This window comes from Caldicellulosiruptoraceae bacterium PP1, from assembly GCA_041320695.1.
Classification (GTDB): Bacteria; Bacillota; Thermoanaerobacteria; order Caldicellulosiruptorales; family Caldicellulosiruptoraceae; genus JBGGOQ01.
This window is the reverse complement of the sequence record JBGGOQ010000001.1, coordinates 464,867-484,724: the sequence shown is the minus strand read 5'-3', so window position 1 is coordinate 484,724 and position 19,858 is coordinate 464,867. Positions and strand designations below refer to the sequence as shown.

Annotated in this window: 25 protein-coding genes; all 25 read left to right on the top strand. The window is 26.0% G+C overall.

What is annotated here, in order from left to right; all coding sequences use genetic code 11:
• Positions 1-10 precede the first annotated feature (10 nt).
• The 25 genes from mreC to ACAG39_02380 all read left to right on the top strand — a co-directional run bounded on the left by mreC (position 11) and on the right by ACAG39_02380 (position 19,807).
• Positions 11-859, top strand: coding sequence for a rod shape-determining protein MreC (gene mreC, locus ACAG39_02500; GenBank protein MEZ0536103.1), 849 nt, complete (start codon positions 11-13; stop codon positions 857-859).
• Entirely contained in the window at positions 860-1,381 is a 522-nt protein-coding gene (locus ACAG39_02495; protein ID MEZ0536102.1) for a hypothetical protein, read from the top strand.
• Positions 1,378-3,480, top strand: a complete 2,103-nt coding sequence (gene mrdA / locus ACAG39_02490; GenBank protein ID MEZ0536101.1) for a penicillin-binding protein 2 — start codon at positions 1,378-1,380, stop codon at positions 3,478-3,480. Before ACAG39_02495 ends, mrdA begins: the two co-directional genes overlap by 4 nt.
• Positions 3,481-3,505: 25 nt before the next feature.
• A complete protein-coding gene (gene minC, locus ACAG39_02485) occupies positions 3,506-4,153 on the top strand; it encodes a septum site-determining protein MinC (protein ID MEZ0536100.1) in 648 nt (215 codons plus the stop codon).
• A gap of 16 nt (positions 4,154-4,169) precedes the next feature.
• Positions 4,170-4,970, top strand: a complete 801-nt coding sequence (gene minD / locus ACAG39_02480) for a septum site-determining protein MinD (protein MEZ0536099.1) — start codon at positions 4,170-4,172, stop codon at positions 4,968-4,970.
• A gap of 11 nt (positions 4,971-4,981) precedes the next feature.
• Entirely contained in the window at positions 4,982-5,272 is a 291-nt protein-coding gene (gene minE, locus ACAG39_02475) for a cell division topological specificity factor MinE (GenBank protein ID MEZ0536098.1), read from the top strand.
• A 25-nt stretch (positions 5,273-5,297) separates the two neighbouring features.
• Positions 5,298-6,398 carry a rod shape-determining protein RodA gene (rodA, locus tag ACAG39_02470; protein ID MEZ0536097.1) on the top strand — a complete coding sequence of 367 codons (1,101 nt, stop codon included), beginning with the start codon at positions 5,298-5,300 and terminating at the stop codon, positions 6,396-6,398.
• Between the two features lie 12 nt (positions 6,399-6,410).
• Positions 6,411-6,821: a methylglyoxal synthase gene (mgsA, locus tag ACAG39_02465; GenBank protein MEZ0536096.1), complete on the top strand. Its 411-nt coding sequence runs from the start codon at positions 6,411-6,413 to the stop codon at positions 6,819-6,821.
• 19 nt (positions 6,822-6,840) lie between these two features.
• Complete coding sequence (gene steA / locus ACAG39_02460; GenBank protein MEZ0536095.1) at positions 6,841-7,959, top strand: putative cytokinetic ring protein SteA; 1,119 nt, start codon at positions 6,841-6,843, stop codon at positions 7,957-7,959.
• A 6-nt stretch (positions 7,960-7,965) separates the two neighbouring features.
• Positions 7,966-8,919: a copper transporter gene (locus ACAG39_02455; GenBank protein ID MEZ0536094.1), complete on the top strand. Its 954-nt coding sequence runs from the start codon at positions 7,966-7,968 to the stop codon at positions 8,917-8,919.
• A gap of 27 nt (positions 8,920-8,946) precedes the next feature.
• The gene (locus ACAG39_02450) at positions 8,947-9,606 is read left to right on the top strand and encodes a glycosyltransferase family 2 protein (protein MEZ0536093.1); all 660 of its coding nucleotides are present in this window, start codon (positions 8,947-8,949) and stop codon (positions 9,604-9,606) included.
• A 5-nt stretch (positions 9,607-9,611) separates the two neighbouring features.
• Complete coding sequence (locus tag ACAG39_02445; protein ID MEZ0536092.1) at positions 9,612-10,454, top strand: hypothetical protein; 843 nt, start codon at positions 9,612-9,614, stop codon at positions 10,452-10,454.
• An 83-nt stretch (positions 10,455-10,537) separates the two neighbouring features.
• Positions 10,538-11,365, top strand: coding sequence for a polyamine aminopropyltransferase (gene speE / locus ACAG39_02440; protein ID MEZ0536091.1), 828 nt, complete (start codon positions 10,538-10,540; stop codon positions 11,363-11,365).
• Positions 11,366-11,381: 16 nt separating this feature from the next.
• Positions 11,382-12,236, top strand: a complete 855-nt coding sequence (gene speB, locus ACAG39_02435) for an agmatinase (GenBank protein MEZ0536090.1) — start codon at positions 11,382-11,384, stop codon at positions 12,234-12,236.
• Between the two features lie 98 nt (positions 12,237-12,334).
• Complete coding sequence (locus tag ACAG39_02430; GenBank protein ID MEZ0536089.1) at positions 12,335-12,499, top strand: DUF4264 family protein; 165 nt, start codon at positions 12,335-12,337, stop codon at positions 12,497-12,499.
• Between the two features lie 12 nt (positions 12,500-12,511).
• Positions 12,512-13,375, top strand: a complete 864-nt coding sequence (locus ACAG39_02425) for a MurR/RpiR family transcriptional regulator (GenBank protein MEZ0536088.1) — start codon at positions 12,512-12,514, stop codon at positions 13,373-13,375.
• A gap of 20 nt (positions 13,376-13,395) precedes the next feature.
• The gene (locus ACAG39_02420; protein ID MEZ0536087.1) at positions 13,396-14,025 is read left to right on the top strand and encodes a histidine phosphatase family protein; all 630 of its coding nucleotides are present in this window, start codon (positions 13,396-13,398) and stop codon (positions 14,023-14,025) included.
• Between the two features lie 13 nt (positions 14,026-14,038).
• Positions 14,039-14,455 (top strand): HutP family protein, encoded by a 417-nt coding sequence (locus ACAG39_02415; protein ID MEZ0536086.1) that lies wholly within the window; start codon positions 14,039-14,041, stop codon positions 14,453-14,455.
• 14 nt (positions 14,456-14,469) lie between these two features.
• Complete coding sequence (gene aroH / locus ACAG39_02410) at positions 14,470-14,826, top strand: chorismate mutase (GenBank protein MEZ0536085.1); 357 nt, start codon at positions 14,470-14,472, stop codon at positions 14,824-14,826.
• 5 nt (positions 14,827-14,831) lie between these two features.
• Entirely contained in the window at positions 14,832-15,512 is a 681-nt protein-coding gene (gene cmk, locus ACAG39_02405) for a (d)CMP kinase (GenBank protein ID MEZ0536084.1), read from the top strand.
• Positions 15,502-16,080: a lysophospholipid acyltransferase family protein gene (locus ACAG39_02400; GenBank protein MEZ0536083.1), complete on the top strand. Its 579-nt coding sequence runs from the start codon at positions 15,502-15,504 to the stop codon at positions 16,078-16,080. The genes cmk and ACAG39_02400 overlap by 11 nt, the downstream gene beginning before the upstream one ends.
• Before the next feature lies 1 nt (position 16,081).
• Positions 16,082-18,082, top strand: a complete 2,001-nt coding sequence (gene ispH, locus ACAG39_02395; GenBank protein MEZ0536082.1) for a 4-hydroxy-3-methylbut-2-enyl diphosphate reductase — start codon at positions 16,082-16,084, stop codon at positions 18,080-18,082.
• 2 nt (positions 18,083-18,084) lie between these two features.
• Positions 18,085-18,537 carry a PRC-barrel domain-containing protein gene (locus ACAG39_02390; GenBank protein ID MEZ0536081.1) on the top strand — a complete coding sequence of 151 codons (453 nt, stop codon included), beginning with the start codon at positions 18,085-18,087 and terminating at the stop codon, positions 18,535-18,537.
• Between the two features lie 15 nt (positions 18,538-18,552).
• Positions 18,553-18,714 carry a hypothetical protein gene (locus tag ACAG39_02385; protein ID MEZ0536080.1) on the top strand — a complete coding sequence of 54 codons (162 nt, stop codon included), beginning with the start codon at positions 18,553-18,555 and terminating at the stop codon, positions 18,712-18,714.
• Positions 18,715-18,760: 46 nt separating this feature from the next.
• Positions 18,761-19,807, top strand: a complete 1,047-nt coding sequence (locus ACAG39_02380) for an AI-2E family transporter (GenBank protein MEZ0536079.1) — start codon at positions 18,761-18,763, stop codon at positions 19,805-19,807.
• Positions 19,808-19,858: the final 51 nt, after the last annotated feature.

The window sequence follows — 19,858 nt, the reverse complement described above, 5'->3', positions numbered from 1 at the left end:
GTGAAATAATTTGAAAAAAAGGCTAATTGCTATAATTATAATATTAATTTTTATTTTTAGCATAAATGCCACTATATATTCTATTAAAACAACAAAGTCATTGAATTTCTCAAAAGTAATTAGAAATCTTTTTGTACCTTCAAATTCGATATTGTATAAAATTTCAAATAATATTAATCAGTATATTTATGATATAATACATTTAAAAGATATTAAAAATGAAAATATAAAGTTGAAATCACAACTTCAAAAATTAAAAACTGACAAAGAAACAATTGATGAAATAAAATTTGAGAATGAAAAATTGAAACAACTATTAGGTTTGCAAGAGTCACAAAAGAATAATGCCGAGTTGATTACTGCACGTATAGTCCTTAGATCTCCTGATTCTTGGTTTAATACATTAATTGCAGATAAAGGAAGCAACTATGGTATAAAACCTAATATGGTTGTTGTTAATAATCAGGGATTAGTTGGATATATTGTAGAAGTAGGTTATAACTGGGCAAAAATTCAAACTGTGCTTGACTCAAATTTTGCTGCCTCTGCAATAGTTACAAGAACAAGAGATATTGGTGTAATTAAAGGTAGAGAAGACATGATAAAAAAAGGATTATGCAAATTATTTTATATTTCCAAAGATTCAGATGTCAGTTTACATGATATTGTAATGACATCAGGTATGGGGGATATTTTTCCAAAAGGTATCCTTATTGGTGAAGTTCTCTCAGTTAAGAACGATGAAAAAGACTTAACAAAAGATATAACTATTAAACCTGCTGTTGATTATAACAATATTGAATATGTATTTATAATAAAAAAGATAAAAAACATTAGTTTTTCTGTGGGTGTGAAATAAGTGCTTAAAAATAAATTATTGCTATATTTATTAAATTTTTTATTAATTATATTCTTGCAGTCTTTTTTACAACCTTTAGTAAATATAAAAGGGAATTCAGTAATTTTTATTATTCCATTTATAATTTCGAATATCTTATTATTTGATTATATAGATTCAATAATTGTAAATATTTTGTCAATATTTATATTTTGCTCTGTCTATACAAACGACTTTGGAGTGTATATAATAATTGCAATTGTAATCTCTTATGCAATTGAACAGCTAAAGAAAAAATTATATATTGAAAGAATCGAGGTTTCAGTAATATCAGTATTTATTGTTAATTTATTAATTGTATCATTATATAGTATTTTTTATATTATGTTAGCGAAAGGGATAGATATCAAACAATTATTCGAAACTTTTTTAATAAGATCAATTATTGATTCAGTTACAAGTGTTTTTTTATTTTCACTTTTTAAAAAAGAAAGTATTTATTTAAATAGGATTAAAAAGGGGAGAAATCTTAAAGAAGAATGAAATTTATTTCTTTAAATATCTTAAAAGAAAAAAGGTTTACAAGGAACCATTTTATTATTATATTACTTATTTTTGCCAATATTGTTCTAATTACTAGATTATTCTTCTTGCAAATTATTAAAGGTGATTATTATTTAGAAGCATCCGAGAAAAAGATAATGCAAAAGATTTCGGTTGAAGCACCAAGAGGGGGAATATATGATAGATATGGAACTGTATTGGCTGATAATAGACCAGCATATGTTGTTCAGATTGTCAAAACAACAGAACTAAACAAAGAATCATATAGAAAGGATTTTACAAAAAGACTAATTGAAGTAATAAAAATACTTAATCGAAACAATGAAAAGATTTTTAATAGTTTTAAAATAGATTTAAATCCTACTAAATTTGATTTTGGTATATCAGACAAAAATTTAAGCAAAAGAGTAGAAAAACAATGGAAAAAAGATAGATTAATTGACGAGAAAGCAACAGCTAGTGAAGCGTATGAAATACTAAAAAATAGATTCTATATATCGAATAATATAGATAAAAATTTAGAATATCAATTAGTTTCAATTGAAGATAAAATATTTTATGAATATTTTCAACTTTATCAACCTGTTACTATTTCTATTGATGTTTCCCAAAAAACTGTAGCACAATTAGAAGAAAATAAATCTAAGTTTCCTTTTATAAATATTGATATTATACCAATAAGAGTTTATAAAGATGCATTAGCAAATGCTCATATTATTGGTCGTATTGGAAAGATTTCACAAGAACAATATGAATCATTAAAGGATAAAGGGTATTCTAATGATAGCATTATTGGAATAGAAGGTATTGAAAAAACTTTTGAACAATATTTAAAAGGTAAAGATGGGGTTCAATATATTGAAGTAGAAAAAAATGGTATTGTTAATAATTCGTTGAAATCTATCTATCCAGTTAAAGGTTCAAATGTTTATCTTACAATAGATGAAGAACTTCAAAAGGCTACATATAATTCTCTCGAAAATGTTATAAAAAATATTAGAAGTGGGAAATATGGAGAAACTTTTTCAAAAGCTACTTCTGGAGCAGCAGTTGTTTTAGATATAAAAAGTGGAGATGTTTTAGCACTTGCCAGTTATCCTTCATATGACTCTAATTTATTTATCAAAGGGATAAAAAAAGATGACTGGGATAGCTTGATAAATAATAAAGATAGGCCTATGTTCAATAGAGCGATTGCAGGAGCCTATCCTCCCGGTTCTACTTTTAAGATATTATCAGCTATTGCAGGACTTCAAGAAGGTGTAATAAAACCTGATGAAAAGATTCTTGATACAGGAAGATATATGTATTATGCTTCTTCAGGTTTTACACCTGCGTGTTGGCTATGGAATAGATATCGTCAAACACATGGTTGGGTAAATGTTTCTGATGCATTAAAGGTATCATGTAATGTATTCTTCTATGAAACTGGAAGAAGATTAGGTATAAATAGAATTGAAAAATATGCAAGGCTATTTGGGTTAGGAGAAAAAACTAATGTACAATTAGATAATGAAAGTTCTGGAATAATTGCAAATGACCAAAATAAGAGAAAGATTTTTAATCAACCTTGGTATCCTGGGGATACAGTATTAGCGGCTATTGGACAATCAATTAATTCATTTACACCTATACAAATGGCCAGTTTCATCGCAACTGTAGCAAATGGTGGTACAAGATACCAAGTAAATCTTGTAAAAGAAATAATTAATTCAGAAGGTAAAACAGTTTATAAAGCAAACAAAAAAATTGTTTCAAGAATAAAAATGAGTGCATCTACTAAGAATGCAGTTTTTGAAGGACTAAAAAGTGTTACAAGTGAAGAAGGTGGAACTGCAAGAGCTGCTTTTCTAGGTGTCCCATTTATTGTTGCTGGTAAAACTGGAACATCACAATATAATCTTTCATCAAATGCACATGGATGGTTTGTTGGATTTGCTCCATACGATAATCCACAAATTGCCTTTGCAATAGTAATTGAAAATGGTGGACATGGTTCTTATGCAGCATATGTTGCACGAGATATAATTGATACTTATTTCGGATTGAAACAGACTAATAATAAATTAGTTGAATAATGGCATTATTAAGGGGGAAAAAAGTTTGAATGATGCTATAATTATGAAAGGGTTTAATAAAGGAATAGCAATAGTTTTAAATCCTGTTACTGATTTCAATATTTTATGTGAAGAATTAAAGAATAAAGTAATATCTGCTAAAAATCTTTTTTCAGGAAATGAAGTTCCTATTCAATTTATTGGTCGTAGATTGACTTCAAGTGAATTATTTCAATTAATAGAAATAATGAAAACTTTTGGGGGAATGCATGAAGCTATTTTTTTATGGAATGAATTAAATTTTCAAACTTTATTAAACTATAAAGATGAAATTAATGTAAGTCAAAATAATGACAATTTTAAAATTTTTAAAGGAACTGTTAGATCAGGTCAAGTAGTTGAATCAAATGGTGATTTAATTGTAATAGGAGATGTAAATCCAGGTGCTCAGATTATGGCTATTAATAATGTGTTTGTTTTAGGAGCACTTAGAGGAGTAGCACATGCTGGGTTAAATGGTAACAGTAATGCAATAGTCTTTGCACTTGAATTGAATCCTGTGCAAATAAGAATTGCTAATGTAATTGCTCGTTCACCAGATTATGATGAAACTAAATCAAATGTACCTGAGGTTGCTTATATACAAGATAATATGATTGTTGTAAAATCAATATACGATTTGAAAAACCAATAAAAAGGAGAGTTTGATAATGGGAGAAGTTTATGTTGTTACTTCTGGAAAAGGTGGAGTAGGTAAAACAACTACTACAGCAAATGTTGGGACTTATTTAAGTATATTAGGTAAAAAAGTAGCTCTTATTGATGCTGATATTGGTCTTAGAAACTTAGACGTTGTTATGGGATTAGAAAACAGAATTGTATTTGATATTGTTGATGTTGTAGAAGGTAGGTGTAAACCAAAACAAGCTTTAATTAAAGATAAAAGGTTTGAAGGGTTATATCTTTTACCTGCTGCACAATCAAAGGATAAAACTGCTGTTTCACCAGAGCAAATGAAGGAATTGTGTAACGAATTAAAAAATGATTTTGATTTTATTATTATTGATTGTCCTGCAGGAATTGAACAAGGATTTAAAAATGCAATTGCTGGAGCTGATAAAGCAATTGTTGTTACAACACCAGAAGTCTCTGCTGTTAGGGATGCAGATAGAATAATTGGATTACTTGAAGCTTATGAAATACATAACCCAAGACTTGTTATTAACAGAATAAGATTTGATATGGTAAGACGTGGGGATATGATGGATATTGACGATATTCTAGAAATTCTTTCAATTGATTTATTAGGAATAATACCTGATGATGAAAGAATAATAGTATCAACAAACAAAGGTGAACCAGTTGTTGTTGATGATAAATCGAAATCAGGTAACGAATATAGGAACATTGCAAAACGAATTTTAGGAGAAAATATACCAATTATTAGTAACGAAGTCCAAGATACATTCTTTAATAAGCTTAAAAGAATATTTGGTTTAAGTAATTCTTAGGAGGAGATTAAATGTTTGAATTTTTTAATCGATTTTTTTCAAAGCAAAACTCTAAAGATATTGCTAAAGAACGTTTAAAGTTAGTTTTAATACATGACAGGGCGAACGTATCCCCAGAATTACTTGAGATGATAAAAAATGAAATACTAAAGGCTATCCAAAAATATATAATAATTGATGAAAACTTACTCGAAATTCAAATAACAAGAACTCAATCAGAAGAAAAGGGAGATTTAGTGCCAGCACTGGTTGCTAACATACCTATTAAATCACTAAAAAATAAAGAATCAGATTCAAAATAATAATTTCTGGAGTGTTTATCAAATAATGAAAGGTACAAATTCAGAAAATGTAAAGAAAATAAAGATAGATATTGTTATGTTCATATTAATGATAATACTAATATTTATTGGATTTTTATTGATCGCTAGTGCCTCTAATTTATTGGAAACAGGACAATATAAACTTTTATTTACACAGTTTATGTGGTTTTGTATAGGACTTATTGTTTTTTTTGTTTTCTATCTAGTCGATTATAAAATTATTATAAATTTTTATATTATATTTTATATTTTTGTAATTGGGATGCTTTTATATGTAGATTTTAAGGGTGTAAATATTTTAGGTGGTCAAAGATGGATAAAATTAGGGCCTTTTTCTTTTCAACCTTCAGAAATTTCTAAACTACTTATGGTTATTTTTATTGCAAAATATGTTTCAAACACAAATGATATTAATAAAATTACAAATTTATTGAAGGTATTATTACTATCTGGTATTCCTATTTTATTAGTTTTTAAGCAACCAGATTTAGGAACTGCTTCAGTATTTATTGCTAGTCTTATTATTATTATTTTTGTAGCAGGACTAGATCTTAAATATATTTTTTATTCTTTAATATTTGCTATTATTATGATACCAATATCATGGAAATATATATTATTTCCTCATCAAAAAGACAGAATATTAATACTTCTTAATCCCTATAAAGATCCATTAGGTAAAGGTTATCAAGTTCTTCAGTCTATTACTGCAATTGGATCTGGTAAACTATTTGGTAAGGGACTTTTTTTAGGCATAAAAAATATACCTGTTAAAGAAACTGATTTTATTTTTGGAATTGCTGGAGAGGAATTTGGTTTTATAGGTTGTATAATAATTATTATTTTATTTACTCTATTAATTTTAAGAATCGTAAACTTGGCTATGAAACTCAAAGATAAAGAAGGCTATTTCATAGTTATAGGTATAGCAACAATGTTTTCTTTTCAAGTATTTGTAAATATCGCTATGACCATCGGACTTATGCCAGTTACAGGTATTCCATTACCTTTTATAAGTTATGGCGGAAGTTCGTTACTTACTTGTATGGCTTCTCTTGGGCTTGTGCAGAACATTTATAAACAAAATTACAAAACCATTTTTTAGGGAGGATTTATAATGAACATAGCATTAATAGCACATGATAAAAAGAAGGAATTAATGATTCAATTTGCAATTGCATATAAATTTATACTTTCTAAGCATACACTTTATGCAACAGGAACAACAGGAAGATTGATAAATGAAGCAACAGGTATTGAAGTAAATAGATTTTTACCAGGTCCTTTAGGTGGAGATCAACAAATTGGTTCATTAATAGCATATAATCAAATTGATATGGTAATATTCTTAAGAGACCCATTAACAGCTCAACCGCATGAACCTGATGTAACAGCACTTTTGAGACTTTGTGATGTTCATAATATACCTCTTGCAACAAATATTGCTACAGCTGAATTATTAATTAAAGCTCTCGATAGAGGTGATTTATCTTGGAGAGAGATTGTTAATCCTAACTTACAAAAATAATAAAATGAGTGATGAAATAATGAAATTATCTGGTTATGCCAAAAAAGATGCTAAAACAAAAAACTTAGTTAAAAGACTCAAAAAAAATGATATTCCAATAATTTTTCATGAAGATATTGATGAGGTTGCAGCATATTCATTGATTGAAAAAGGAGTTAAATTAGTTATAAACTGTGCTCAATCTTTTACTGGTAAATATCCTGCAAATGGCGTAAAGATATTATTGGAAAATAATATTATTATATATGATAATGTTGGTATTGATATTTTTAATAATATTGAAGAAGGAGATTTTGTTGAAATAAATGATGATAAGCTTTTTATAAACAAAATATTCTTATGTAATATAAATCAACTTGACTATAATGATTTTTTACGCAAATATGAAATAAGCTATAAAAATATGGAGACATTACTTGATGAATTTATTCAAAATACATTAGAATATGCAAGAAAAGAAAAATCTTTTATTCTTGGTAATTTTGAAATGCCAACACTAAAAACATCATTTGCTGGGAAACAAGTTTTAGTTGTTACAAGGGGTACAAGCTTTAAAAAGGATATTAAAGCAATAAAAAATTATATTAAAGAAGTAAAGCCTGTTATTATGGCTGTTGATGGAGCAGCTGATGCACTGTTAGATGAAAATATAAAGCCAGATATAATTATTGGTGACATGGATAGTATTAGCGAAAGAAGTATGCTTGCTTGCAAAGAAATAATTGTACATTCATATACAAATGGTTATGCTCCAGGGCTAAAAAAAGTGAAAGAAATAGGAATTGATGCAAATATTATATCTTGCCCTGGAACAAGTGAAGATGTAGCTTTATTATTAGCATATGAGAAAGGTGCTGAGCTAATAGTTTCTGTTGGATCACATACAAATATATTAGACTTTTTGGAAAAAGGTCGTAAAGGAATGGCAAGCACTCTATTAGTTAGACTAAAAATAGGATCAAAATTAGTTGATGCAAAAGGTGTAAGTAAGTTATACACTGAAAAATTCAGCGTTAAATATTTATTGTTTATTATAATGGCTGCATTGATACCATTGTTTGCAATAATATTGACAACGCCACCATTTCAGTATTTGTTTTATTTTGTTCAGTTAAAACTAAAATCACTATTGAGGTAAGAAAAAATGAATGGAGTAAGTATTAAATATTTTGTTATAACAATTGTTTCAATTTTTCTTGCATTAGGGATAGGAATTTTTATTGGTTTTATGACAAATGGAGAAAAGCTTTTACAAAAGCAATTTAGTCAACAAATTCAAGTAATTGATAGAAATATTGCTTTATTAAGAAATGAAAATGAAAAACTATTAAAAGATTTGAACCAAGCAAAAGATGATTTATCTCAAAAAGAAAAATTAAATCAGATGTTAGTTAACTCATATATAAATAATGGCAACAATTTATCAAATATAGCATTATTAGTTACGTCAAATGATTATTCATACAATGAAACTATAGATTTCTTAAGAAAAAACAAGATAAATTTGATTAAAACTATAAAAATAAAACAAAGCTTTTTAAATAATTATAACAATTTAGTAAATTATATTCAAAATTCAGATATAACAGTAGAAAATAAAGAGGAATATATATTTACTAGTATTACAAATTATCTTTTATTTAGTATCAATAATGATGTGATAAAATACTTAAAAGATAATAAGATGATTGAAGAAAATAATTATGCAAAAGGTATTGCTGATTGTGTATTGATTGGTGGAGGTAATTCAAAAGGTAATAATAATTTTGATAAGATAGATTTTAAGATTATAAAGATATTAAATAAGCTACCTAAATTATCTTTAATAGGAGTTCAGCATTCATATAGTGAAGAAAATTATTGCGAAAAATATAAGAACAATGGGTTAGATACTGTTGATAATATAGATGAGTTGACAGGCTTAGTATCTATGATCGAATTAATTAGAGGAAATTCAGGTAATTATGGAGTAAAAAAAGAGGCAACAGCAATTTTACCAGGTAACTTTCTAAATTATAAGGATAGTGAAAAAATTATTATTACAAGAAAACAGAATATGCTAAGTTATTATAACCAAATTGTTAGTTCACAACAATAGTAGAATGGGATGATAATTTTGAAAACAGTGGTAATTATTCCAGCTTACAATCCACCAAGCTCTTTTAAAGTGTTATTAGATAATTTACTTAATATTAAATTCATTGATAAAATAATTGTTGTTGATGATGGTTCGAGTAATGATTTTAATTATGTGTCAAAAGACATAATATATATTAGGAATGAAAAAAATATGGGGAAAGGTTTTGCTCTTAGAAAGGCTATTGAGTATGCAAAACCTTTTAATTTTAATAATTACATTTTTCTGGATTGTGACTTAGTTGTTGATTTTATTGAATTAAAAGAATTTTTAACATATATTAGAGACTTAGAAAGATATGATGTTATTATTGGATATCCAAACAAAGTAAAAAAGAAGGGTTTCGGGATATTAAAATTAATAACAAAACTTGTATTATTTATTTATACAAAAAGAACAATTAAATATCCATTATCTGGTCAAAGGATTTATAAAAAATTAATAATTGATCATATAGTTATAAAAGAAAATAGATATGGTATTGAATTATCAATGACAATTGATATTTTAAATAAAAATTACAAAATCTTAGAAGTTCCATTTAATTTCAACCACAATGAGAAAGGTAAGGATTTAAAAAGTTTATTGCATAAAGCAAAGCAACTCAAAGACATTTTAAATGTGGCATTAAAAAAATGGTGGGAGTAGTTTAGATGAATTCATTTATATTTTTATTTATATTAATTATTAATTTTTTGCTTGAAATAATATTGATAAAAGTGTTTGTGGAATTGCAAAAAGCAAAAAATATTACAAAAAGAAATTATAGAGATATTGAATTACCATCAAGTGTTGGTGCTAGTATAATACTAATTTCTATATTTAATATTAGTTTTACTTATATAATATATCAGTTTAAATATATTCAATATTTTGAATTTGAGAAATTTATATTATTTTATAGTGTTTCTATTTTTGTTTCATTTATTGGTTTTATTGATGATATTTTTGGCGATATTAAAAATAAAGGATTCAAAGGGCATATAAAAAGTTTTTTAAAAGAAAAAAAAATTTCAACTGGCTTTATCAAAATGGTGTTTATACCAATAAGTGTAATTCCAATAGTATTTTATAAAAATAATAATTTATATAAAGCAATTATTCTTCTTTTATTCATTTCTTTATTAATTAATTTAATGAATTTATTTGATTTGAGACCTGGTAGATGTTTAAAGATTTTTATTTTATTTTATGTTATAACAATACCTTTCTCAAGTATTAATATAACTACTATTCTACCAATTATACTGGCAATAATATTAATTAAAGGTGATCTTCAAGAAAAATATATGCTAGGGGATTCAGGATCAAATCTTTTTGGTTTTTATTTATCATATAATATAATTCATAATTGTAGTTTTAATTTTATATTAATAGTAATATTATTAATAATAGTTTTCTTGCTAAATATATTATCAGAAAAGATTTCATTTTCTAAAATTATTAGCTCTAACAAAGTATTAAATTTCATAGATATGATAGGAAGGATGAACTAAATATTTTTGACAATTAATATTTATTTGTTGTAATATATTCACTGTTTATAAATAGTTTAAGGAGGTATTACAATATGTCTGAAATGGAATTATGGTTTACAGAAAAGCAAACACCTGATCTTGGTATTACTTGCAAAGTATCAAGAACTTTGTATACACAAAAAACTGAATATCAAGATTTAGCTGTTATTGATACAAAACAATTTGGAAGAATGCTTGTTTTAGATGGCACTGTTCAAACAACAGTTGAAGATGAATTTTGTTATCATGAGCTAATTTCTCACGTTGCTTTATTTACACACCCTAATCCAGAATATGTTGCTGTAATTGGTGGTGGAGATGGTGGTGTAATAAGAGAAATACTAAAGCATAATTCAGTTAAGAAGGCTTATCTCATCGAAATTGATAAATATGTTGTTGAAGCAAGTAAAAAATATTTTCCTGAGATAAGTGTTGCTTTAGATGACCCAAGATCTGAGGTTATAATAACTGATGGAATTAAATATGTTGCCGAAAATAAGAACAAATTTGATGTAGTAATTGTTGATTCAACAGATCCAGTAGGACCAGCTGTTGGATTATTCCAAGAAGAATTTTATAGATCAATTTTTGAGTGTTTGAAAGACGATGGAATATTTGTTGCTCAAACAGAATCTCCATTTTTCAATAAAGATTTGATAAGGAGTGTATTTTCAACAGTAAAAGGAATATTCCCAATTACAAGATTATATGCTGGATTTGTTCCAACATATCCGAGTGGTGCTTGGACATTTACTTTGGGTTCAAAAACATACGATCCATTAGAAGTTGATATATCAAAAATAGAAGATATACCAACAAAATATTATAATAAACAAGTTCATAAAGCACTGTTTGCATTACCAAATTTTGTAAATGATATTATTAAATAAAGGAGAAGTAAATTTAATGCCAAGTAATATATACAAAAGTCAATTTTTATTATCATCTGATAATTATGAAAGTAGTAAGATAGTAATTGCTGGAATTCCTATGGATTTTACTGTTAGTTTCAAGCCAGGATCAAGATTTGGTCCTTCAAAAATAAGAGAAGTATCTGCGAGTATTGAAGAATACTCTGTCTATCAGGACAAAAATCTTTCAGATTCAAAATATATTGATTTAGGAGATCTTGAATTACCATTTGGTAATACAAAAAAATCAATTGATTTAATATATGAGTTTGCATATGATATCTTTAAAGATGGAAAAATACCAATATTTTTGGGTGGTGAACATTTAGTTTCATATCCTCTAGTTGAGGCAGCATTTAATTTTTACAATGATATTGTGGTATTGCATTTTGATGCTCATGCAGATATGAGAGATGAATTTTTAGGTGAAAAATTATCTCATGCAACAGTAATGAGAAGAATTGGGGAAAAAATAGGATTTACAAATATATATCAATTTGGTATTAGGTCAGGGTGCAAAGATGAAATATATTTTGCTAAGGAAAATAGCAATCTTAATTTAATTAAAGCATTTGAACCACTTAAAAAAGTTCTTCCATACCTAAAGGATAGAAAAATATATTTATCAATTGATATTGATGTCTTAGATCCAGCATATGCACCTGGGACAGGTACTCCTGAGGCAGGTGGAATATCTTCACAAGAAATGATTGATTCAATTTTATTATTGAGAGGATTAAATATTGTTGGAATTGATATAGTTGAAGTTTCGCCATACTATGATAATTCTGATAGAACTTCATTATTAGCAGCAAAGTTAATAAGGGAAATTATTCTTGCAATTTATTAAAAAGTTATAAATAAGGGAGGAAAATCCTCCCTTAATTTATTGATATTTATTTTTAATTTGATATTATAAATTTATAAACAATTTTGGTGGTGATAAATATGGAAAATGAAAAACTTGAATTAATTTCATCAATGGAGTTTGAAAAAGATGTTCCATTATATAAGATAATTGATTTTTTAAATAAGAGTCTAAAATCTCAAAATATAATATTTGGAATTTCTCATATAAATGATAAAATTATGATAAGTATATATAAAACATAAGGGGTTTTATTTATGGATAAGAACTTAAGTGAAAAAATTAATGAGTTAATGCCTGATTTTAGCAAAGGACAAAAAAAGATTGCTCAATTTATACTACAACATGCTGAAAAGGCAGCATTTATGACAGCTTTCACATTAGGAAATAATGTTGGGGTATCTGAATCAACAGTTGTAAGATTTGCTGAGAAATTAGGTTATGATGGTTATCCTGAACTACAATTGGCATTACAAGAATATATAAAAGGTAAATTAACTTCAGTTCAGAGAATAGAACTTTCTAGTACAATAATAAATGAGGATAATATATTAAAAAATGTTTTACAACTTGATATGGAAAGAATAAAGAAAACTTTAGAAGAAATTGATGTTGACATATTTAATACAATAATAGACCAAATCCTAAAGGCAAAAAGAATTTATATTATTGGAATAAGAAGTTCAGCAGCTCTAGCAGACTTTCTTGGATTTTATTTGAATATGATTTTGGATAACGTAAAAATTGTATCTACAAGTGGTATTAGTGATATATTTGAACAAGTATTTAGAATAACTAAAGATGATGTAATAATAGGAATAAGCTTTCCAAGGTATTCAAAAAGGACAATAAGAGTATTACAATATGCAAAAGATCAAGAAGCTAAGGTAATATCATTAACAGATAGCATTTCATCACCATTATGTAAATATTCTGACCATGTATTACTTTGTAGGAGTGATATGGTATCTTTTGCAGATTCTTTAGTAGCTCCATTAAGTGTAATAAATGCTATTATTGTAGCAATTGGACTTAAAAAAAGAGACGATTTAGCAAAATCATTTGATAAGTTAGAACAAATATGGGATGAGTACCAAGTATATCAAAAAGATAATAAATAGTATATTTATGGAGGGATATTTTGAAAAGGCTGTATTTTATAAGACATGGAGAAACAGAATGGAATAAATTAAATAGAATACAAGGTTGTTCTGATGTGGAACTGAATAATACAGGAGTTTGGCAAGCAGAAAGAATAGCATATCGATTAAAAGATGAAAAATTTGATTTGATTTTATCAAGTAATTTAAAAAGGGCATATGACACAGCCAAAAAAATAATTCAATATCATCCAAATGCTGAATTTAAAACAAATGATCTGATTAGAGAGATTGAATTTGGAAGTTGGGAAGGCTTAACTATTGATCAACTAAAAGATAATTATTTAGAGCAATATAAAATTTGGCGTGAGAATCCCGAAATTGCCATTTTCCCAGGGGAAAGAAGTTTAAGCAATGTAAAAAAAAGAGTTGAAGAATTTATTAACACAATTATGAAAATTGATAAAAAAAGGATTGCAATTGTTACTCACGGTGGAATAATAAAACTTTCTGTAATTATTTTGCTGGAGTTAGATTTATCTTTCTATAAAAAATGCTGGTTTGGCAATACCAGCTTAACAATTATTGATATTAAGGACAATAAACGAATAATTAGCGTATTAAACGATATGTCTCATTTACATCTAGAACAAATGAAACCATTATTATAAAGGATGATGATTTATGAATAAAGAATTAGGTTCAAGAGAGATATCAAGAATAGCTATAAAAATAGCATTATCAGCTGACCGATATGAAGAAAAAGCTTTGCAACAAGAATTTTTAAAATATCAAGTAAAAACTGCAGCAGTTGATTTTGGTGGTGAATTTATTTCATCTGTTATGAAAATAGTTGAAAGAGCTGTTGTTGCGGCAAAAAGAGAAGGCTTAATTAACGAAACGCACCATGAAGAAGGTGCTGTTGCTGGTGCGACAAGAGAAGCAATTTCTCAGATAATGCAAAAAGCAATAGGCTTGAATGTTGGTGGTAAAATAGGGATTGCCAGGTATAATGAGCATGTAGCTGTTGCTATATTTTTTGGAATAGGTTTATTACATTTAAATGAAATTGCTGTTGGACTTGGACACAGAGTTATTTAAAGGGGTGAAATTTCTTGATTAAAGCAATAAGAGGAGCTACGACAGTAGAAGAAGATAATAAAGAGGAAATTATAAATAAAACGCAAGAACTAATAGAAAAGATTATAACAACAAATAATATAAAAAAAGAGAATATTGTTTATATTTTTTTCACTATGACAAAAGACTTAAAAAGTGAATTTCCAGCAGTAGCTGCAAGAAAAATAGGTTTTAATGATATTCCTTTGATGTGTGCACAAGAATTAGATATTGATGGTTCGTTAAGAAAATGTATTAGAATTATGATGTTAATAGAAACTAATCAAAATGTCGAAATAAAACATGTTTATCTTCATAATGCTGTTAAACTTAGAGAAGATTTAATGAGGTGATATTTTTGAAATTAATAAATATATCAATTGATGGTCCTGCTGGTGCTGGTAAAAGTACAATATCTAAATTACTTGCAGAAAAATTAGGATATATTCATATTGATACTGGAGCAATGTACAGAGCAGTTGGACTTAAAGTATTACAAAAAGGAATTAAATCTTACGACAGAGAAAATATAATTAATATTCTTAATGAAACTAAAATTGATATTAGAATAATTGATAATCAACAAACTATCTTGTTAGATGGGATTGATGTTTCAGCGAAAATTAGAGATAATCAAATTTCAATGTATGCATCTGATGTATCAAAAATAAAAGAAGTGAGAGAAAAGTTAGTTTCAATTCAACAAGAAATTGCTAAAAGAAAAGGTATTGTTATGGATGGAAGAGATATTGGAACTTGTGTTATTCCAGATGCAGAACTTAAAATATTTTTAACTGCTTCTGTCGAAGAAAGAGCAAAAAGAAGATTCATCGAACTTACTCAAAAAGGTATAGAAGTAGATTATTTAAAAATTTTAGATGAAATAAAACAAAGAGACTTAAATGATACTACTCGTGAAATTTCGCCATTAAAAAAAGCTGAAGATGCAATTGTTATTGATTCAACAAATTTATCTATAGATGAAGTATTAGAAAAGATATATAGTTTATTTATAAAGGTGATCAATAATGAAATATAATTTTTTGCAAAATATATTAAGAAAGATGGTTTTTATTGTTGCTAAGCCTATGTTTTTTTTATCATTAAAGGGTAAAGAAAATATACCTAATTCACCATACATAATTTGTGCAAATCATAGAAGCTATTGGGATCCAGTATTTATAATTATCTCCTTTGAAAAACCAGTAATATTTATGGCTAAAAGTGAATTATTTAGACTATGGTTTTTGTCACCAATATTAAAATTATTTGGTGCATTTCCTGTACAAAGAGGAAAATCTGATATTAAAGCTATAAAAAAATCAGTTGAAGTAATTAAGGAAGGGAAAATTTTAGGTATTTTTCCTGAAGGAAAAAGAAATAAAACAGATCAAACAATTTTGAAAGGTGAAAAAGGTGTTGCTACAATTGTTAAGTTAACTAATGTTCCAGTATTGCCTGTTGCAATATGTGGAGAAATTAAACCTTTTCATAAGGTAAGTATTGTGATTGGTAATCCAATAAAATTTAATAAAGAAGATAACAATGAAGAAATAGTTGAAAAAATAATGTTAAGTATTAAAGAATTGATTGAAAAGGAGAAATAGTATGAAAATAAAGGTTTCTCAGAATGCTGGATTTTGTTTTGGAGTGGGAAGAGCAATTGATAAAGTTATTACTTATGCTAAAGCGAATAAAAACAAAAAAATAAAATCATATGGAATGCTTATTCATAACAACTATGTAATTGAAAAATTAAAAAATTTAAATATTGAAGTTTTAGAAAATATTGATGATGTTCAAAAAGATAATGTTATTTTCATAAGGTCTCATGGTATACCAAAAGAGGAAATGAATTTGTTATCGCAAAAAGCACAGTCAGTTATTGATTGCACTTGCCCTTATGTAAAAAAGATTCATAATATTGTAGAGGAATATTCAAACAACGGATATGATGTTTTAGTAATAGGAGATAAAAGTCATCCTGAAGTAGTTGGAATAATAAGTTATATAAATAGCAATAGAAAATATTTTATAGCCAATAATTTAGATGAAGTGATAAATGCATTAAAAGGGAATTTGCTAAATAATGAAAAATTAATTGTTGTAAGTCAGACAACATTTGATTTAAACAGATGGAGTGAAATTGAAGAATATATAAAATCTAATTTTGATGTATTAATCTTTAATACTATTTGTAATGCAACGCATCAAAGGCAAACAGAAGCAGTAAACTTAGCAAAGACTGTTGACATAATGTTGATAATAGGTGATAGAAAAAGTTCGAATACTAATAAGCTATATAATATTTGTTCCAAAATGGTAAAATCAGTTTTCATTGAAGATATAAATCAACTTAAGGATTTAGATTTATCAAAATATGAGAAGATTGGAATAACAGCAGGAGCATCAACTTCTACTGATCAGATAAATGATATTATTGATTATCTAGATAAAAAATATAATCAACAAGATAATATTTCAATGGATGAAGTTATCAATTTTACTTTTAAAAAGATTCAAGTAGGTCAAATTATAAAAGGAAAAGTTTTAAAGATTACCGATGATTATATACTCCTTGATATTGGATATAAAGCTGAAGGTATTATTTATAAAAACGACTTCATCAAAAATATTGACATAAAGCTTAATACAATTGTTAATATTGGTGATATTATAGAAGCTAAAGTGATAAAAGAATACAATAACGAAGGTAATGTTGTTTTATCAAAAATAGAAGCTGATATAGAAAATGGTATTGCTGAACTTCTCGAAAAATTTAATAATAATATTCCAATTCCAGTAGTTGTAAAACAAATAAAAGAAAAAAGTATTGAAACAGATTTTAGAGGTGTAAAAGTATATATATCTTTTAACCAATGGGGTGAGGAATTCTCTCAAAGCATAATAGGGAAAAAATTTGATGTACTCATTACGAAATTTGATAGTGAAAAGGGTATTGCTTTCGGTAGTAGAAAAAATTTAATAAGATTACAATTTGAAAAAGCTTTCGATAGTATATATGGAGAAATTGATTTTCAAAAGACTTATGAAGGAACAATAGTTAAAATTGTTGAAAAAGGTTTAATAATTGGGTTTAATGGATTGCAAGGGTTTGTTCCCTTAAGTGAAATATCCTATACAAATAATGCAAATCAGTTGAAAAATATTTATTCTATTGGAGAAAAAGTAAATGTAAAAGTTTTAAATATTGATAAAGAAAACAAGAGAATTTTTTTGAGTATTAAAAAGACACAGCCTGATCCATGGATTGAAAAAGCTAATAAACTTTATTTAGGGCAAATAATTACCTGTAAAGTAAAAAAGATTCATAATTTTGGTATTATTGTAGCATTTGATGATATTGATGCTTTTGTTCATATATCAAATATAGCATTATCAAATAATCAGCCTTTATCTTCTGCATTTCACATTGGTGATGAAATAAAAGCTAAGATAATTGAGATTGATGTTGATAAAAGAAAAATATCATTATCTTTAAAAGATATCGAAGAATATAATAAATCTGAAGAATATAAAGATGATTTTGTAATAACTCTTGCTGATTTAATAAAAAATAATAATAAAAATAAAAAAGAAATGAAATAAAGATGAATATTTACTGGAGTCAATTATTTAGTAAACCTGTTTATCATATAAATTCAAATGAAACTTTTGGTAAAGTAATAGATATATTATTTGCTTTTTATGAAATAAAGTATTTTGTAGTTCAAAAAAATAATATAATTAATAATAATAATTATTATATTTCAGTTGAAGATATTGAGTCATTTTGTTCAGAAAAGATATATTTTACTAATATTAACAAAACATCAAATGATATAAATGGTTTATGCACAATTAAAGAATTTTATAAAAAAGAATTATATACTGAGGATGGAGATTTTATAGGCATTATTGACGATATTTTAATTGATAATCAAAGTTTCAAAATTAATAGTTTTATAATTGTTGAGAGTTTTTGGGATCAAATTATAAATTCAAAAAAAATAATTTTAGCACCTGAGGATATAATATTTAAAGAAAATAAATTTATTATTTAAGTGAGGGATAATATTATGAGAAATGATATGACAAAAGGCATAATTGTTGGAAGTATTATCGGAGCAATGACAGGTGCTATGATGTCCAGAAGGGATAAGAAAAGATTTAAAAAAAATTATCCAAAGAAAGGTCTTGCTTCTAAAGCGTACCATTTAATTGAGCTTTTATTAGATTAGGGAAGATTAAATCTTCCCTTTTTGTATAATGAATGGAGGAAGTTTTATGTTTTCCAAGAAAAATATAGATTTGAAGTTGTTAATAAGTATATTGTTTGTTATTTTTATATTGTTTATTATTATTACAAATCTACATGAACTTTGGTCAATTATAATACCTATAATTATATCTATTTTTCTTGCTTACCTAATAAAACCTATGGTTGACTTTATGAATTTATTTATAAAAAACAAATCAATATCAATAATGTTTATTTTTACAATATTTTTAACGCTAATTATTATTTTTTTCATTTATTTTATTCCTATATTAATAGATCAAATAAAACAGCTTATTATTACAATACCTTATATTATTAATACAATAAATAATTGGATAATTAAAGCCAACACTTCATTTTTTAATCAATTTAACATAGATATAAATAATATATTAATTAAAAACCAAGTTAAGATAGAGAACATATTCAATCAAATGCTAAATAAGATATTAAATATTATACAATACAGTTATGGCAATCTTTTTTATTATATTATTATTCCTATATTAGTATATTATTTTATTAAAGACTGGGATGAAATTGCAAAATGGTTCAAATGGCTTTTACCCAAAAGTTATAGAAAAGATGGTATAAAAATAATTAGCGATATTAATTTAGTAATGAATCAATATATAAGAGCACAATTAGTGGATGCATTAATAATAGGAATTATTATTACTATTGGTCTAATAATATTTGATATTAAATTTGCTCTAATATTAGGAATTATTGCAGGTTTATCAAATATGATACCATATTTTGGTCCAATAATTGGAATGATACCAGCTTTTATTGTAGCATTGCCTGATTCACTTTTAAAAGGTATATTAGTTATTATTTTTTATTTTGTAGTTCAACAAATTGACAGTTTATTTATTTCTCCAAGACTTATAGGTAGTAGGTTAGGCCTTCATCCAATTACAGTTATAATAACATTAATGATTTGTGGGAAACTATTTGGTATTTTCTCAATGTTTTTTGCTATACCAATAATAACTGTTTTTAAAAAGTTAGTTATAGAAATTTATAGCAAGTTTATAAAAAAAGAATAATAATATATGTATAATTTTTATTGACTTTATTAAAATGCTTTAATAAAATTT

What these genes read in the sequence shown, in the direction of transcription:
- ACAG39_02385 (MEZ0536080.1), top strand. Translation starts at nt 18,553, where the DNA reads ATGAGAAATGATATGACAAAAGGCATAATTGTTGGAAGTATTATCGGA.
- ACAG39_02400 (MEZ0536083.1), top strand. Translation starts at nt 15,502, where the DNA reads ATGAAATATAATTTTTTGCAAAATATATTAAGAAAGATGGTTTTTATT.
- ACAG39_02415 (MEZ0536086.1), top strand. Translation starts at nt 14,039, where the DNA reads ATGAATAAAGAATTAGGTTCAAGAGAGATATCAAGAATAGCTATAAAA.
- ACAG39_02430 (MEZ0536089.1), top strand. Translation starts at nt 12,335, where the DNA reads ATGGAAAATGAAAAACTTGAATTAATTTCATCAATGGAGTTTGAAAAA.
- mrdA (MEZ0536101.1), top strand. Translation starts at nt 1,378, where the DNA reads ATGAAATTTATTTCTTTAAATATCTTAAAAGAAAAAAGGTTTACAAGG.
- rodA (MEZ0536097.1), top strand. Translation starts at nt 5,298, where the DNA reads ATGAAAGGTACAAATTCAGAAAATGTAAAGAAAATAAAGATAGATATT.
- ACAG39_02425 (MEZ0536088.1), top strand. Translation starts at nt 12,512, where the DNA reads ATGGATAAGAACTTAAGTGAAAAAATTAATGAGTTAATGCCTGATTTT.
- minD (MEZ0536099.1), top strand. Translation starts at nt 4,170, where the DNA reads ATGGGAGAAGTTTATGTTGTTACTTCTGGAAAAGGTGGAGTAGGTAAA.
- mgsA (MEZ0536096.1), top strand. Translation starts at nt 6,411, where the DNA reads ATGAACATAGCATTAATAGCACATGATAAAAAGAAGGAATTAATGATT.
- ACAG39_02390 (MEZ0536081.1), top strand. Translation starts at nt 18,085, where the DNA reads ATGAATATTTACTGGAGTCAATTATTTAGTAAACCTGTTTATCATATA.
- ACAG39_02380 (MEZ0536079.1), top strand. Translation starts at nt 18,761, where the DNA reads ATGTTTTCCAAGAAAAATATAGATTTGAAGTTGTTAATAAGTATATTG.
- ACAG39_02445 (MEZ0536092.1), top strand. Translation starts at nt 9,612, where the DNA reads ATGAATTCATTTATATTTTTATTTATATTAATTATTAATTTTTTGCTT.
- minE (MEZ0536098.1), top strand. Translation starts at nt 4,982, where the DNA reads ATGTTTGAATTTTTTAATCGATTTTTTTCAAAGCAAAACTCTAAAGAT.
- speE (MEZ0536091.1), top strand. Translation starts at nt 10,538, where the DNA reads ATGGAATTATGGTTTACAGAAAAGCAAACACCTGATCTTGGTATTACT.
- ACAG39_02455 (MEZ0536094.1), top strand. Translation starts at nt 7,966, where the DNA reads ATGAATGGAGTAAGTATTAAATATTTTGTTATAACAATTGTTTCAATT.
- steA (MEZ0536095.1), top strand. Translation starts at nt 6,841, where the DNA reads ATGAAATTATCTGGTTATGCCAAAAAAGATGCTAAAACAAAAAACTTA.
- ispH (MEZ0536082.1), top strand. Translation starts at nt 16,082, where the DNA reads ATGAAAATAAAGGTTTCTCAGAATGCTGGATTTTGTTTTGGAGTGGGA.
- speB (MEZ0536090.1), top strand. Translation starts at nt 11,382, where the DNA reads ATGCCAAGTAATATATACAAAAGTCAATTTTTATTATCATCTGATAAT.